The 14,363-nt window shown below is 48.5% G+C and carries 17 protein-coding genes (1 of these 17 only partly in view); all 17 read left to right on the forward strand.

Annotation, left to right across the window (positions count from 1 at the left end; genetic code table 11):
* Positions 1-21 precede the first annotated feature (21 nt).
* Positions 22-981: an ABC transporter ATP-binding protein gene (locus tag BBR47_RS01045; protein WP_012683936.1), complete on the forward strand. Its 960-nt coding sequence runs from the start codon at positions 22-24 to the stop codon at positions 979-981.
* A gap of 250 nt (positions 982-1,231) precedes the next feature.
* On the forward strand, positions 1,232-2,176 hold the full coding sequence (locus tag BBR47_RS01050; protein WP_012683937.1) for a sigma-70 family RNA polymerase sigma factor: 945 nt from the start codon (positions 1,232-1,234) through the stop codon (positions 2,174-2,176).
* Between the two features lie 163 nt (positions 2,177-2,339).
* A complete protein-coding gene (gene hslO, locus BBR47_RS01055) occupies positions 2,340-3,212 on the forward strand; it encodes an Hsp33 family molecular chaperone HslO (protein ID WP_012683938.1) in 873 nt (290 codons plus the stop codon).
* Positions 3,213-3,240: 28 nt separating this feature from the next.
* Positions 3,241-4,143, forward strand: a complete 903-nt coding sequence (locus BBR47_RS01060; RefSeq protein ID WP_012683939.1) for a peptidyl-prolyl cis-trans isomerase — start codon at positions 3,241-3,243, stop codon at positions 4,141-4,143.
* Between the two features lie 82 nt (positions 4,144-4,225).
* On the forward strand, positions 4,226-5,158 hold the full coding sequence (gene cysK, locus BBR47_RS01065; protein WP_012683940.1) for a cysteine synthase A: 933 nt from the start codon (positions 4,226-4,228) through the stop codon (positions 5,156-5,158).
* A gap of 120 nt (positions 5,159-5,278) precedes the next feature.
* Positions 5,279-6,772, forward strand: coding sequence for an anthranilate synthase component I family protein (locus BBR47_RS01070; RefSeq protein ID WP_012683941.1), 1,494 nt, complete (start codon positions 5,279-5,281; stop codon positions 6,770-6,772).
* Between the two features lie 17 nt (positions 6,773-6,789).
* Positions 6,790-7,374 (forward strand): aminodeoxychorismate/anthranilate synthase component II, encoded by a 585-nt coding sequence (gene pabA / locus BBR47_RS01075; protein ID WP_012683942.1) that lies wholly within the window; start codon positions 6,790-6,792, stop codon positions 7,372-7,374.
* A 181-nt stretch (positions 7,375-7,555) separates the two neighbouring features.
* Positions 7,556-8,917, forward strand: a complete 1,362-nt coding sequence (locus BBR47_RS01080; RefSeq protein WP_012683943.1) for an alkaline phosphatase — start codon at positions 7,556-7,558, stop codon at positions 8,915-8,917.
* 142 nt (positions 8,918-9,059) lie between these two features.
* Positions 9,060-9,230: a twin-arginine translocase TatA/TatE family subunit gene (tatA, locus tag BBR47_RS01085; RefSeq protein ID WP_012683944.1), complete on the forward strand. Its 171-nt coding sequence runs from the start codon at positions 9,060-9,062 to the stop codon at positions 9,228-9,230.
* Positions 9,231-9,268: 38 nt separating this feature from the next.
* Positions 9,269-10,114, forward strand: a complete 846-nt coding sequence (pabC, locus tag BBR47_RS01090; protein ID WP_012683945.1) for an aminodeoxychorismate lyase — start codon at positions 9,269-9,271, stop codon at positions 10,112-10,114.
* A 52-nt stretch (positions 10,115-10,166) separates the two neighbouring features.
* Entirely contained in the window at positions 10,167-11,354 is a 1,188-nt protein-coding gene (gene folP, locus BBR47_RS01095) for a dihydropteroate synthase (RefSeq protein ID WP_173362190.1), read from the forward strand.
* A gap of 3 nt (positions 11,355-11,357) precedes the next feature.
* The gene (folB, locus tag BBR47_RS01100) at positions 11,358-11,729 is read left to right on the forward strand and encodes a dihydroneopterin aldolase (protein WP_012683947.1); all 372 of its coding nucleotides are present in this window, start codon (positions 11,358-11,360) and stop codon (positions 11,727-11,729) included.
* Positions 11,726-12,256, forward strand: coding sequence for a 2-amino-4-hydroxy-6-hydroxymethyldihydropteridine diphosphokinase (gene folK, locus BBR47_RS01105; protein WP_012683948.1), 531 nt, complete (start codon positions 11,726-11,728; stop codon positions 12,254-12,256). The genes folB and folK overlap by 4 nt, the downstream gene beginning before the upstream one ends.
* Positions 12,208-12,417: a helix-turn-helix domain-containing protein gene (locus tag BBR47_RS29985; RefSeq protein WP_012683949.1), complete on the forward strand. Its 210-nt coding sequence runs from the start codon at positions 12,208-12,210 to the stop codon at positions 12,415-12,417. The genes folK and BBR47_RS29985 overlap by 49 nt, the downstream gene beginning before the upstream one ends.
* A 70-nt stretch (positions 12,418-12,487) precedes the next feature.
* Positions 12,488-13,516 carry a tRNA dihydrouridine synthase DusB gene (dusB, locus tag BBR47_RS01115; protein ID WP_012683950.1) on the forward strand — a complete coding sequence of 343 codons (1,029 nt, stop codon included), beginning with the start codon at positions 12,488-12,490 and terminating at the stop codon, positions 13,514-13,516.
* Positions 13,517-13,733: 217 nt separating this feature from the next.
* Entirely contained in the window at positions 13,734-14,210 is a 477-nt protein-coding gene (greA, locus tag BBR47_RS01120) for a transcription elongation factor GreA (RefSeq protein ID WP_007725265.1), read from the forward strand.
* 102 nt (positions 14,211-14,312) lie between these two features.
* On the forward strand, positions 14,313-14,363 hold the start of the coding sequence (gene lysS / locus BBR47_RS01125) for a lysine--tRNA ligase (protein ID WP_012683951.1). It continues 1,470 nt past the right edge of the window; only the first 51 of its 1,521 coding nucleotides appear in the window; it begins with the start codon at positions 14,313-14,315; its stop codon lies off the right edge, out of view.

Raw genomic sequence — 14,363 nt, forward strand, 5'->3', positions numbered from 1 at the left:
ATAACGGGGAGGAGTGGCCAGATGCAACGAAAGAAGCTGGTCCAGGTAAATAACCTGACAAAGACCTTTACGTTGGGTAAAGGGCTCTCACTTACGGCAGCGGACAATGTTTCCTTCGATATATACGAGGGGGAAACGTTTGGACTGGTAGGGGAATCTGGTTGCGGAAAATCGACCACAGGCCGTACAATCATCGGGTTGTATCAGCCGACGACAGGTGAGGTTATTTTTGACGGGCAAAACGTCCATCAGGCATCATCTGCTGAGCGGAGCAAGCTGACACGCCATATGCAAATGATTTTTCAGGACCCGTATGCTTCTCTGAACCCCCGAATGAACATTTCAGAAATCATTTCGGAGGGCTTGCATTTAAATGGGCTATATAAAGGGAAGGAACGGATGAACCGTGTGATCGAGCTGTTGGAGATGGTTGGCTTGCAGAAAGAGCATGCCAACCGTTTCCCGCACGAGTTCAGTGGTGGTCAGCGACAGCGGATAGGGATTGCGCGGGCACTTGCCGTCAATCCTACCTTCATCATTGCCGATGAGCCGATTTCCGCACTCGATGTTTCGGTTCAGGCACAGGTCGTTAATCTAATGAAGAAATTGCAGCAGGAACAAAAGCTGACGTACTTGTTTATCGCGCATGATTTGGCGATGGTCAAGCACATCAGTGACCGTATTGGCGTCATGTACCTGGGCAATATGGTCGAGATGACTGCCAGTGAAATTCTTTACGAATCACCGAAGCATCCTTACACGCAGGCGTTGTTGTCGGCCATTCCTGTCCCCGATCCTGATTTGGAGAAAAGCCGCGAGCGTACCATTATCGAAGGAGACGTTCCTAGCCCGATCAATCCCCCCAGCGGCTGTGTGTTCCGTACGCGCTGTCCAGTAGCCAAAGCCGTATGCGCCGAAAAGAAGCCTATCTGGCAGGAAGTGGACACTAACCACTTCGTCGCCTGTCACCTGTATCAGTAGCCTTCGTTTTTATCAGAAGATTCGACATTGTCTTTTTGCCATCCTTGGTTAATGAGGATGGCTTTTCTTCATAAACTTTTAACTCTAGCCTATGAAAGGGCTTTCATCAACTATTCTGAGAGGAGAACTGTTAATATTCTGTTAACTGGCAGGAATCGGACAGGTTTTGTCGAAATACGGATACAGTAAAACATTCCGTGACTCACCTACTTCATCGTGATCTTCCATTCCAGAGAAGTGAGGGTTGCATATGACTCTGAGTACCTCCTCGTTCCATTCAACTCCCCGTCGTTGGCGGGAAGTGGAGACACAGTTGGGAATTGTTGTCCCTAGATCGCTTCGATCGGACACTTCTGCTCTACTGTTTTTGGAAAGCGTCGCTGCAACACCTATGTTGGACAAAGAAGAAGAGCTTGCTTGCCTGATTCGCTATCAAAGGGATGGCGATCTTGAAGCACGTGAAACGATTGTGCGCGCCTATTTACGATACGTAGTTAGTACCGCTTTGCGCCATTTGAAAAGAGGGATGCCGTTCCTGGATTTGATTCAGGAGGGCACGATAGGTTTGTTTACCGCGATTGACAAATTTGATGTGGGACGAGGCGTGCGTCTCTATCATTACTCGCACTGGTGGATCTCTCAAGCGATCACCCGTGCCATCAACGACAAAGCAACTCTGATTCGCATTCCTGTCCACATGCATGAGCAGATTCGCCAGTATCAAAAGCAAGTATTACATCTCGTCCATGCTTTGAACCGGACGCCAGATCGGCAGGAGATTGCCGTACTCCTGGATATTCCATTAGAAAAGGTGGAGGCCATTGAACTGGCTCTCATGATGAAGATGGAATCCATCGACGCTGAACTGGATAGTGAGAAATGGCAGACTTGGCATGAAGACGAGAGCTTGAGCTACGCAGAAATCATGGATGATGGGTTGTCCTCGCTGGATGACTGGATTGAAAAAGTAGACCTTCGCTCGCAAATGCGCGCAGCGTTGGATCGACTTAGTCCCCGCGCCCAAGAAATTATCTCCATGCGCTATGGTCTCTATGATGATCAAGTGTACACGCTGGAGGAAGTGGGGAAAATGTTTGGTCTTACCCGCGAGCGTATTCGCCAAATTGAAGCGACGACGATTGACCGATTGCGAACGCAAAAAGCCTCGCACGTATTAAAAGATTATTTAACCTAACATAGGATTTAGTTATTTCGGCCCCTCTTCGTACAGAGGGGTCTTTTCTGTCAGAAATGGTCGAATCCTCAAAGTGTCAGACTCACAGCGGGAGAGGCGTAGTCTTTTTCTCCTTGTGGTAAACTGGTAAGATAGCTTCATGATTGAAAAGGAGGATCGCTACATGGGCGATTATATGATAAGAGCAACTGGTTTTAATGGGCATGTTCGTGCATTTGCCGCACGCACGACAGAATCTGTTGAAGATATGCGTCGTCGTCACGACATGTGGAATACAGCGACAGCAGCAGCGGGACGTACGTTGACTATTACCTTGATGATGGGCGCTATGTTAAAAGGAAACGAGAGCCTCCATGTCAAAGTAAAAGGAGGCGGACCAATCGGGCAGATCATGGCGGAAGCAAACGCACATGGTGAAGGAATCGCGTATGTATCCAACCCGCACGTCCACTTTGAGCTAAACGATAAAGGCAAGCTCGATGTAGCACGTGCAGTGGGAACAGACGGGTTTGTGTACGTAACGAAAGATCTCGGTCTCAAGGAGCCGTATCAAGGCAGCGCGCCGATCGTTTCTGGTGAGATTGGGGAAGACTTCACGTATTATTTTGTGATGTCCGAGCAAACGCCTTCAGCAGTAGGGGTGGGTGTACTGGTTAATCCTGAGGACCGTTCTGTTTTGGCTGCGGGTGGTTTTATTCTTCAGCTGTTGCCGAATACGCCTGAAGAGGTTGTGGCAGCCATTGAAGAGCGCCTAGGACAGCTTCCACAGGTTTCTCGCATGATTGGCGAAGGTTTGACTCCTGAAGAGATTTTGGACCGAGTATTGGATGAGCCAAAAATCCTGAGCCACACGGAGATTCAATTTAGCTGCAAATGTTCAGCGGATAAGGTAGTTCAGGCACTGATCAGCATGGGACGCGAAGAAATGGAAGGTCTGATTGAGGAACAGGGCGAAGCAGAAGTACACTGTCATTTCTGTAATGAACGTTACCATTATGACAGATCCGCGTTGGAAGACATCCTGAAAGACATGTAAGCGCGGCGTCAAGTAGGGGAGTGTTGGCATGACCAACGTAAAAGGGTTGTGGGCATTCATTGGGGCGCTTGTATTGTTGCTGCTTGCCGTTACCTGGGCATGGTACCAGGCATCAGGCAAGCTGCAGCCTGCCGCCATCGTAGGGGATAAGACGATTAGCAACGACGAGTATGTAACGGCGCTGAAACAAAAGTTCGGTAAGCAAGTGCTAAACGACATGATTAATCGGGAAGTCGTTTTTCAAGAGGCGAAGCGATCCGGCATTACGGTTGATCCGAAGCAGCTGGAGCAAGAGCTTTCCCAGATTCGCGACAGTTACGGCAGTCGGACAGACAGCGAGTTTGAGGCTGCGCTAATCAAACAAGCGGGGACGACCGTGGAAGCCCTGAAGCAGGAGATTTCTTATCAAATCCTGCTGCAAACCCTGGCAACGAAGGACATGACCATCAAGGATGAAGAATTAATAAATGTCTACAATAGCCGATCTGACCGTTATACCCGACCGATGCAGGTGCGTTTAGGACAAATCGTCGTGGCTTCCCAAAAAGAAGCGGAACAAGTTTTGGCTGATTTAAAAAACGGGGCCGACTTTCAGACGATTGCCAAAGCGCGTTCGATTGATGCGGATACAGCGGTGAATGGCGGCGATGTAGGCTGGGTTTCCATCAAGGATAATCGATTGCCTGACGAGGCGAAACCCATTGTAGAAAAGCTGGAGAAAGACAAATATAGCGAAGCGATCAAAATACAAGATCAATACGTCATTTATCAACTGAGAGAGCGCAGGGAAGCCAGTCAACGGACGTTTGAAGAGGTAAAAGATGAGCTGCGCCGAGAAATGGCATTTGCCCAGGTTGAGTCACTGGATGTCGTGCTGGAGCGATTGCGAAAATCGGTAGGGGTCCAGATATCTGGGCAAATGCCTCATTGACCAAATAGGCTACCGTTGATATAATTATGTCAATAAATCCTAGCGTTTTACTCGGTTATGAAAAATAGGAGGGGCAGAACATATGCGCGTGGCTAATTCCATTACCGATTTGATTGGTTTTACTCCGCTTGTAAAGCTGAATCGTGTTGTCACCGAAGATATTGCAGACATTTACTTGAAGCTGGAGTTCTTCAACCCGGGCAGCAGTGTAAAAGACCGAATTGCGTTGTCGATGATTGAGGCAGCAGAGGCAGATGGGAGTCTAAAACCGGGTGATACCATCATTGAACCTACGAGCGGAAATACCGGTATTGGACTCGCGATGGTTGCTGCTGCAAAAGGATATCGTGCTATTCTGGTCATGCCAGAGACGATGAGTATGGAGCGACGCAACCTGTTGCGTGCGTATGGTGCGGAGCTGGTTCTCACACCAGGCAGCGAAGGGATGGGCGGAGCGATTCGCAAAGCGGAAGAGCTGGCGAAAGAAGATAGCTCTTATTTCATTCCGCAACAATTTAAAAATCTAGCAAACCCGGCTATTCACCGCGAGACGACTGCCCGTGAGCTGCTGGACCAAGCGAAGGAAATTGGCGGCGTAGATGCGTTTATTTCCGGTATCGGTACAGGCGGAACGATTACGGGTGTAGGGCAGGTTCTTCGTGAACACTATCCGAATGTACAAATCGTGGCTGTTGAGCCTGCGGCTTCGCCAGTTTTGTCTGGCGGCAAACCAGGTCCACATAAGATCCAAGGTATCGGGGCTGGCTTTGTCCCGGATATTCTCGATACACAAATTTACGACGAAATCATTAAGGTAGAAAACGAGGACGCTTTTGAAACCGCGCGTCGTGTAGCTCGTCAGGAAGGCATTCTCGGCGGGATTTCTTCTGGAGCAGCGATCCATGCGGCTCTGCAAGTAGCAGCGAAGCTTGGCAAGGGCAAAAAAGTGATCGCTATCATTCCTTCGAATGGGGAGCGTTATTTGTCCACGCCTCTGTATCAGTTCGAAGATTAATTGTAAAAAGATACCGGTATGACCACGAAGCGCACGTTGGCGACGTGGTCTTTTCTTTTTGTGTCAGGCAACTATATAATGAACGGATAAATAGTGAAAACCGGAGCGTGAAGAGGAAGAATGTTCCCTACCTTTGCTGATTGCCAGACATATGCCTTATCTTATTCGTTGGTTCCCCTAGCCCTGCGTAGACCATGGTCTTCGACGATTGATCCGTGGCAGGTACTCACAAAACTACAGCCTTCTCTGCAAAATGCTGTCCTGTTGGAAAGTGGACGAGCTGGGCGGTATACCTTTTTGGCATATGAGCCTATCGCTACGCTGCGCAGTCAGCGAGGAGAAACCATCGTTTCGTACCCAGAAGGAAAAATGGAGAGCATAGAAGCTCTAAACCCATTGAATGCTTTACGAGAGCTGCTCTCTCGTTACCGTACGCCTGTTCTTCCAGGTATGCCAGATTTTGCTGGTGGAGCTGTAGGCTATATTAGCTATGAGATGAACCGCTTTTTTGAGCCTAGCTTGCCACAGATAGCGACTGATGACTTACAGTTGCCAGACCTGTATGTTATGATAATGCAAGACCTTCTTGTCTTTGATCATGAGACCCGAGAGATCATTTGTCTGACGCATTTGAATGCGGGCAATTTGACCGAAGAGAGCTATCGACAAGCAGCACTCCAGCTGGAAAAACGTATCGACTCAATTGCTTCCTTGACAATGGATCGCGATCAGACAGATTGGGAAGCTTTGCGCAAAAGACCGCTTGCCAAGCTAGTGCCAGCGTCCGTATCCTTTGCCAAAGACCAATTTGAGGAAGCCGTTCGCCGGGTGCAGGAGTACATCGCCCAAGGGGATGTTTTTCAGGTCAATCTGTCGGTACGGCAAAGTAAGCCGGTGCAGGTGACTGCCCCAGAAGTGTACGATGTGCTTCGCAAGCTGAATCCGTCTCCTTATATGGGCTATCTGAGCTTCCCTGAATTTCAATTGGTTAGTGCCTCGCCAGAGCTACTTGTAAAAGTAAAAGGCAAGGAAGTGCATACGCGTCCAATCGCCGGTACACGTCCGCGTGGATTAACGGACGAGCAAGACGATGCATTGGCCCGTGAACTGATTGATAATGAAAAGGAACGCGCAGAGCATGTCATGCTGGTTGATCTGGAACGCAATGACATGGGCCGCGTCTGTCGCTTTGGCAGCGTGGAGGTCAGCGAATTCATGGTCGTGGAGAAATATTCCCACGTCATGCATATCGTCTCTCACGTCAAAGGAGAGCTGGCAGCAGGCAAGGATGCGCTTGATGCGATCGAAGCGACTTTTCCGGGAGGAACGATCACCGGAGCGCCCAAGGTTCGCACGATGGAAATCATCGAAGAGCTGGAGCCAGTCAAGCGAGGCGTCTATACGGGATCAATCGGCTGGTTTGGCTTCAATGGTGATATCGAGGTCAACATTGCCATCCGCACGATGGTGATCAAGGATGGCGTAGCTCATGTCCAGGCTGGAGCGGGTATCGTGATTGACTCGGTTCCAGAGGCCGAGTACGCCGAGTCATTGAAAAAGGCAGAAGCGTTGTGGAAAGCACTTGAGTTGAGCGAGCAGAGAACGATGAGTTGAGAGGAGACGAGTGTACGATGATTTTGATGATTGATAACTACGATTCCTTTACCTACAATTTGGTGCAGTATGTGGGAGAGCTTGGGGAAGAGCTCCAAGTGTATCGCAATGACAAGATTACGCTGGAAGAAATCGAGCGACTGGCACCTGATTATTTGATGGTGTCTCCAGGACCGTGCACGCCAAATGAAGCGGGGATCAGCATGGATGCGATCCGCCATTTTGCCGGAAAAATTCCGATCATGGGTGTTTGCTTGGGCCATCAGTCCATTGGGCAAGTGTTTGGCGGAAAAGTCATTCGGGCCGAGCGCTTGATGCACGGAAAGACGTCGGAAGTTTTCCATGATGGCAAAACTATCTTTCAGGACATCCCGTCCCCTTTTACAGCGGCACGCTACCATTCCTTGATTATCGAGGAAGCGTCGATTCCGAGTGAGCTGGAAGTAACCGCTCGGACAGCCGAAGGTGAAATTATGGCTGTGCGCCATCGGGAGTACCCAATCGAGGGCGTCCAGTTCCACCCTGAATCGATTATTACCGAGCACGGCAAGCAATTGCTGAAGAACTTCCTTACTGCATACGCGCGCCATACGACAGGTTAACACATAGATACGACAGGAAAACCGCCTTTTTTCGAGGGCGGTTTTTTGTGTTCTTCGACGAATGTAAATCTATCTTTACTGTTTCCTTAAACTTCTTTACATTGCCCACGTCATTTCTCAATATTGGAAGATTACAATCAAGCTGAAATTAAATAATAATTCATTTCTTAGGAGGTACATGATGTTCCGTACATTCCCCAAAAAACTCGTTCCAATGGCAGTAATCTCCTCGCTGGCTTTTACAGCGTTCTTCGGTCCTACTACAGGTCTTGTAAAAGCAGCAGAAAATAATAACAACGCAAAAGTAAAAAATGTAATCTTCTTGATCGGTGACGGCATGGGTACTGCTTACACAACCGCACATCGTTACATGAAGGACGACCCTTCGACTCCACTGATGGAGCCAACAGAATTCGATAAATATTTGGTCGGTGCACAAATGACTTATGCAGAAGACCACAAGCAAAACATTACAGACTCCGCATCTGCTGCTACGGCGATGTCTTCCGGTAAAAAAACATACAATAATGCCATTGCGGTAGACAACGACAAATCAGAAGTAGAAACGGTACTCGAGCGTGCGAAAAAAGTAGGTAAATCTACTGGCTGGGTAGCTACCTCCGAAATTACACATGCTACTCCGGCTTCTTATGGCGCTCATGACGAAAGCCGCAAGAATATGGATGCGATTGCGAATGATTACTATGATTTGAAAATTAACGGGGAGCATTCTATTGACGTAATGCTTGGCGGTGGCTTGAAAAACTTCGTCCGTAAAGATCGTGACCTGACGAAAGAGTTTAAGAAAGATGGCTACAGCTACGTTACTTCGAAGAGCGAACTATTGGACGACAAAAACGGCAAAATTCTCGGATTGTTTGCAGATGGCGGAATGGACAAAATGATCGACCGTTCCAAGGAAACACCTTCCCTGGAAGAAATGACAAATGCTGCGATCGATCGTCTGAGCAAGAACAAGAATGGGTTCTTCCTGATGGTAGAAGGAAGCCAAATTGACTGGGCTGGTCATGATAACGATATCGTTGGCGCAATGAGCGAGATGGAAGATTTCGAGAGAGCTTTCAAAGCAGCGATTGATTTCGCAAAGAAAGATGGCCATACGCTGGTTATCGCGACTGCTGACCACTCCACGGGTGGATTGTCTGTAGCGGCTAAAGATGAATACAACTTCTTGGTAGCGCCAATTAAAGCAGTGAAACGTACGCCTGATTTCATTTCGACTGAAATCGCAAAAGGTGCAAATGTAGAAGAAACACTCAAGAAGTACATTGACCTTGAGCTGACCCCGGAAGAAATCGCGTCTGTGAAAAAGGCTACTGAAACAAAAGACCAAGTGAAAATTGATAATGCCATCGAAGCGATTATCGATACACGCTCTTTTACTGGCTGGACAACAGGCGGACACACAGGTGAGGATGTAAACGTCTATGCGTATGGTCCTGGTAAAGAGAAAGTATCTGGTTTGATCGACAACACCAAAAACGCGGATGTCATTTTCGAAATCCTGGGCGGGAAAAAATAAGCGAGAGTAAAATTTTCGCGAGTGAGGGGCTACCATGCTACAGTGGTAGCCTTTTTCGCTTGGGACTGGGAGTAGATTGGGGGCTTTATGCACATCCTTTGAAGAGACTGGGTAATTGACAGGAAAAGGAGTGTTGCCAGCAATGCTGTCGAGCATCGGTATTCCCGGATTGATTTTGCTCTTGATCATTTCCTTGTTGCTTTTCGGACCGAAGAAGCTGCCGGAGATTGGTCGTGCAGTCGGACAGACTTTGAACGAGTTTAAGCTCTCGATGAAAGATTTGACGCCGGATGAAGAGGAGAAAAAGATGTGATATGATGCTCTCGACTATATTATCGGGAGAGAGCGCAGATGCACGTTTATGTAAACGGAACGATTTGTCCGGCTCATGAGGCTACCGTATCGGTATTGGATCACGGTTTTTTGTACGGTATTGGTTTGTTTGAAACGTTACGTGTATACGACCGCAAGCTATTTCTATGGGATGCCCATTACGCCCGGCTTTGTTCCGGGCTTTTTGCGTTGCAGATTCAATCTGCTTGGACCAAGGAAGAGCTGGCAGAAGCCATCTTGATGACCATCGATGCCAACGAGTTGCGTGATGCTTACGTCCGCTTGAGTGTTACGGCAGGCGCAGAAGGAGTGGGCTTGGTAGCAGGGGGATACGAGCGCCCGTCCTTATTCGTATTTGCCAAACCTGTAGCACCTCTGGAAGTACCTCCCATGCCAAAACGGTTGCAGACATTGGCGTTGGCTAGACAGACAGCAGAAGGCCAGCAACGCTTTAAATCGCACAATTACTTAAATAATGCTCTCGCACGCCAAGAAGTCGGTGCCCGTCCCGATGTGGAAGGTCTGTTTTTGACGCATGATGGCTTCGTGGCGGAAGGAATTGTGAGCAATGTGTTCTGGGTCAAGAACGACCAGTTGTTTACCCCTTCTATTGATACGGGCATTCTTGATGGTGTGACGCGGCGACATGTTTTGGCGTTGGCACAGCAATTATCGATGCCTGTCGAAGAAGGTCGATATCGCTTGGAGGAGCTGCTCAACGCTGATGAAGTCTTTACGACAAATTCCGTGCAAGAGATCGTTCCGATTACCGAAATTGACGGGTATTCCGTCCTTTCGACATATGGTACATATTCGTGCGAACTGCACCGCGCCTACCGTCAGTCTGTAGCGGCTAGCGAGTAAATTATGGTATGCTACTATTCAATGTGCGAAGACGGAAAAAGGGAGTTTGATCATGAAATACAATTCATTTCGAATCCATGCTGCGACCTTCGCTGAGATGGTTTCGGAGCTTGTCAAAAGGGGAGTTCCTGTTCCTGAAGCGGAACGCATGACGGAAGCGTGGACGAGCCTGAAGATTCACACGGAAAACATGAGCGGGGCAACAGCACAGAGTGTGAGAGAGATTATGCACTCTTTCGATGCGGAAGCTGTTATCTCAGACCAACCAGGTACTGCCGACAAAAAATACGTGCTGCTGTTGGCTTCACACAAGAAGATGGATTTGGCGTTGGATTATATGAAAACCCAAACAGAAGAACTACGAGCGTTGGCGGCAGAGGTACGGGAAGTTTTAGCTATGCCTGCCAAGCTTCGTGCGCGGCGCGAGTTGAACTGTGGCCAGTATGTTCTGCCACTGGGGGAGCGTACGCTAGTCATGGGAATTTTGAATGTGACACCTGATTCTTTCTCGGATGGCGGCCGTTATGTCAATGTGGAGGCAGCACTCGCACAAGCGCGTGCAATGGTTGAGGCTGGAGCTGACCTGATTGATATCGGTGGAGAATCGACACGTCCGGGGTCGGAAGCAGTCGATGAGGCGACGGAGCTGGACAGAGTGCTGCCAGTCATTCGGATGCTTTCGCAGGAATTGTCTGTTCCGCTGTCCATTGACACGTACAAAGCGGCGGTTGCAGAACGGGCTATTCTGGAGGGGGCACATATCATCAATGATGTATGGGGAGCGAAGCGTGACCCGCGGATGGCAGAGGTAGCTGCTCGTCTCGATGTGCCCATTATCCTGATGCACAACCGCGAAGACACGGACTATCACGACTTTTTCCCAAACTATATCAAAGACCTGCGTGAGTCCGTACAGATCGCCTTGCAGGCAGGGGTAAAGCAGGAGAGAATCATCCTCGATCCGGGGATCGGGTTTGTAAGGACTGTCGAGCAAAATCTCGAAACAATGCGCAGGCTGGATGATCTGGTAGGGCTGGGCTATCCTGTTCTACTTGCTACTTCACGCAAGCGGATGATCGGTCATGTTCTCGACTTGCCTGTAGATGAGCGTGTCGAAGGTACGGCAGCGACAGTTGCTCTCGGGGCGGCAAAAGGCTGTCATATGGTACGGGTGCATGATGTCAAAGAAATGAAGCGCGTTACGAAGATGATGGACGCGATGCTAAAAGGGGGCATTTAAACCTTGGATAAAATCTACTTCAATGGCATGTCTTTTTACGGATATCACGGTGTGTTTGGAGCAGAGGCTGAACTAGGCCAACGGTTTTATGTCGATTTGGAGCTATCGCTCGATTTATCCAGAGCCGGAGCAAGTGACGATCTTCACGATACAGTCAATTACGCCGATATCTTTACTTGTGTGCAAAAAATTGTCGAGGGTGAACGATTTCATCTGGTAGAAAAACTGACCGCTGTGATAGCAGAACGTCTACTGGAGCAATTCCCTTTGCATGAAGTCAAAGCAAAAGTGACCAAGCCGAATCCGCCGATCAATGGGCATTATGAGTCGGTTGCGATTGAGATGATCCGTAGAAGAGAGGATTTTGCTTCATGACAGTTTGTGCGTATTTGGCGCTAGGCTCCAATCTCGGGGATCGGGCACAGAACTTGCGCCGGGCGATACAGAGATTGAACGAGCAACCTGGAATTCGCGTGCTACGTGTCTCCTCTGTTTATGAGACCGATCCATTTGGTTACGTCGAGCAAGATGCATTTCTAAATATGGCGATCGCTGTGGAAACAGAACAGAGCCCGGATCAGCTGCTAGAGACGGCTCTGTCAGTAGAGCGAGAGCTAGGTCGTGTGCGAACGGTACGATGGGGACCGCGCACAATTGATATTGACTTACTGTTGTACGGGACATCTCGTGTTTCGCAAGACAATCTCATGATTCCTCATCCCGGGCTGAGCGAGCGTGCTTTTGTACTCGTGCCGCTTCGAGACGTTTGGGAGGGCGGCGTTTTACCTGAGCATAACCAGACCATTGATCATTATCTTTCCTTATTGGTAGAAGATCACAAGGGGGTACGTGAGTGGGGAGCAATCAACTGGGAAATCGAATCCGGTCCTTCCGAAAGCTAAAAGGGTATACACAACAGTCCCTTTCGGACAAGATGGGAGTGTCATTGTCTTTTGTTGGATCACTAGAGAGAGGAACTCGTACGCCAACAGAGCCTGTATTACGGAAGATCGCCAGCACTTTACAGGTAGACTACGATGAATTATGTGCTATAAATAAGTGATGTAATGAAGTTTGGATAGGATTGTCCTCTCCAAGACCCCGACTAAGCGGGAATAAGGAGGCGAATATAGATGAAAATCGGCAATATTGAATTAAAGAATAACGTAGTGCTCGCTCCAATGGCAGGTGTCTGTAACCCTGCTTTTCGTCTGATTGCCAAGGAGTTCGGTACTGGATTAGTTTGCGCCGAGATGGTAAGCGACAAAGGCATTGTGCACGGAAACAAAAAAACGATAGATATGCTATTTGTCGACGAACGCGAAAAACCACTAAGTTTGCAGATTTTTGGTGGAGACAAGGAAACCTTGGTGAGTGCAGCGAAATATGTAGACCAGCACACGAACGCGGATATCATTGATATCAACATGGGCTGTCCTGTGCCGAAAATTACGAGCTGTGATGCAGGTGCGCGTCTGTTGCTCGATCCAGATAAAATCTACGAAGTCGTATCTTCTGTGGTCGATGCGGTCGACAAGCCGGTTACCGTGAAGATGAGATTGGGCTGGGACGAAGACCATCTGTACGTACTGGATAATGCCAAGGCAGTAGAACGTGCAGGCGGCAAAGCGATCGCTGTTCATGGACGCACCCGCGTACAAATGTACAAAGGGAAAGCGGACTGGGACTGGATCCGTCGAGTGAAGGAAACCGTTTCGATTCCAGTAATCGGGAACGGGGACGTGGCTACTCCTGAGGATGCGAGACGCATGCTGGATACAACGGGATGCGATGGTGTTATGATTGGGCGGGCTGCGCTCGGAAATCCGTGGATGCTGTATCGCACCATTCAATACCTGACGACGGGAGAGCTGGGTCCAGAGCCAACCGCACGTGAAAAGATGAATATTTGTTTATTGCATGCAGAGCGTTTAATCGCGCTGAAGGGTCCGAGAGTGGGAGTCCTTGAGATGCGTAAGCACGCGGCGTATTACTTGAAAGGCTTGAAGGGCTCGACGCACACGAAAAATCTCGTGAATGCGGTTGAGACAGAAGAGGAGCTTCGCAGCGTCCTCATGAACTTTGTCGACTGGATCGAAAACTACGCAGATGACAGCGAAGAACCGCTGGAAACAGCAAGTGATGAGGCTGTCAGCTACTAAAACTGGTGGTTCATTCCAGACATTGACAAGGGTTCCTTCATATCCTATAATACTCCGTAATATTGGGTGCCGAGCTGCCAGTCCTCACTGGCAGCTTTACCTTTGAACCTCACAGACGATTGCATTCTGCTGTATATTGTATAGAACATCTACATATAATCCTTTGTACTTTACCCAGTATAAATGGAATCATTTTTTAAAACGGGGGAATTGAACCATGTCTGAAAAAGAAGTCATCCTTACACCAGAAGGTTTAACAAAGCTTGAACAAGAGCTTGAAGATTTGAAAACGGTTAAACGTAAGGAAGTAGCTGCTCGTATTAAAGAAGCGATTAGCTTTGGAGATATCAGTGAGAACTCTGAATACGAAGAAGCAAAGAATGAGCAAGCGTTCATTGAAGGTCGCATTCTGACCCTGGAAAAAATGCTACGCAATGCCCGTATCATCACAAATGAAGATGTAGATACAGGTGTTGTAAGCGTTGGATCCCGCGTGAAGCTGAAAGACCTAGAGTTCGGTGATGTTATGGATTACACGATTGTAGGTTCTGCTGAATCCGATCCGATGAACAACAAGATTTCCAACGAGTCCCCGGTAGGTCAAGCACTCCTCGGCAAAGCAAAAGGCGCGATTGTTGATGTGAACGTACCGGCAGGAGTCATTCAGTACGAGATTCTTGATATTAACCTGTAAGCAGTCGATCTATGGCGTACCTTTTGCGAGGTACGCCGTATCGCTATTATAAAAGTCTGTACAAAATTGTTAATGCAGGCATTTTCTAGAGGAGTGAGCAAAATGGCAAACGAGCAAGACCTTCAGCAGGAAGAACAGCAACAGGAAGGGCTT

Source organism: Brevibacillus brevis NBRC 100599, assembly GCF_000010165.1.
GTDB classification, from domain to species: Bacteria; Bacillota; Bacilli; order Brevibacillales; family Brevibacillaceae; genus Brevibacillus; species Brevibacillus brevis_D.

Bases quoted from the DNA above. Each gene is read 5' to 3' on its own strand.
- BBR47_RS01045 (WP_012683936.1), top strand. From the start codon at position 22: ATGCAACGAAAGAAGCTGGTCCAGGTAAATAACCTGACAAAGACCTTT.
- BBR47_RS01050 (WP_012683937.1), top strand. From the start codon at position 1,232: ATGACTCTGAGTACCTCCTCGTTCCATTCAACTCCCCGTCGTTGGCGG.
- hslO (WP_012683938.1), top strand. From the start codon at position 2,340: ATGGGCGATTATATGATAAGAGCAACTGGTTTTAATGGGCATGTTCGT.
- BBR47_RS01060 (WP_012683939.1), top strand. From the start codon at position 3,241: ATGACCAACGTAAAAGGGTTGTGGGCATTCATTGGGGCGCTTGTATTG.
- cysK (WP_012683940.1), top strand. From the start codon at position 4,226: ATGCGCGTGGCTAATTCCATTACCGATTTGATTGGTTTTACTCCGCTT.
- BBR47_RS01070 (WP_012683941.1), top strand. From the start codon at position 5,279: ATGTTCCCTACCTTTGCTGATTGCCAGACATATGCCTTATCTTATTCG.
- pabA (WP_012683942.1), top strand. From the start codon at position 6,790: ATGATTTTGATGATTGATAACTACGATTCCTTTACCTACAATTTGGTG.
- BBR47_RS01080 (WP_012683943.1), top strand. From the start codon at position 7,556: ATGTTCCGTACATTCCCCAAAAAACTCGTTCCAATGGCAGTAATCTCC.
- tatA (WP_012683944.1), top strand. From the start codon at position 9,060: ATGCTGTCGAGCATCGGTATTCCCGGATTGATTTTGCTCTTGATCATT.
- pabC (WP_012683945.1), top strand. From the start codon at position 9,269: ATGCACGTTTATGTAAACGGAACGATTTGTCCGGCTCATGAGGCTACC.
- folP (WP_173362190.1), top strand. From the start codon at position 10,167: ATGAAATACAATTCATTTCGAATCCATGCTGCGACCTTCGCTGAGATG.
- folK (WP_012683948.1), top strand. From the start codon at position 11,726: ATGACAGTTTGTGCGTATTTGGCGCTAGGCTCCAATCTCGGGGATCGG.
- dusB (WP_012683950.1), top strand. From the start codon at position 12,488: ATGAAAATCGGCAATATTGAATTAAAGAATAACGTAGTGCTCGCTCCA.
- greA (WP_007725265.1), top strand. From the start codon at position 13,734: ATGTCTGAAAAAGAAGTCATCCTTACACCAGAAGGTTTAACAAAGCTT.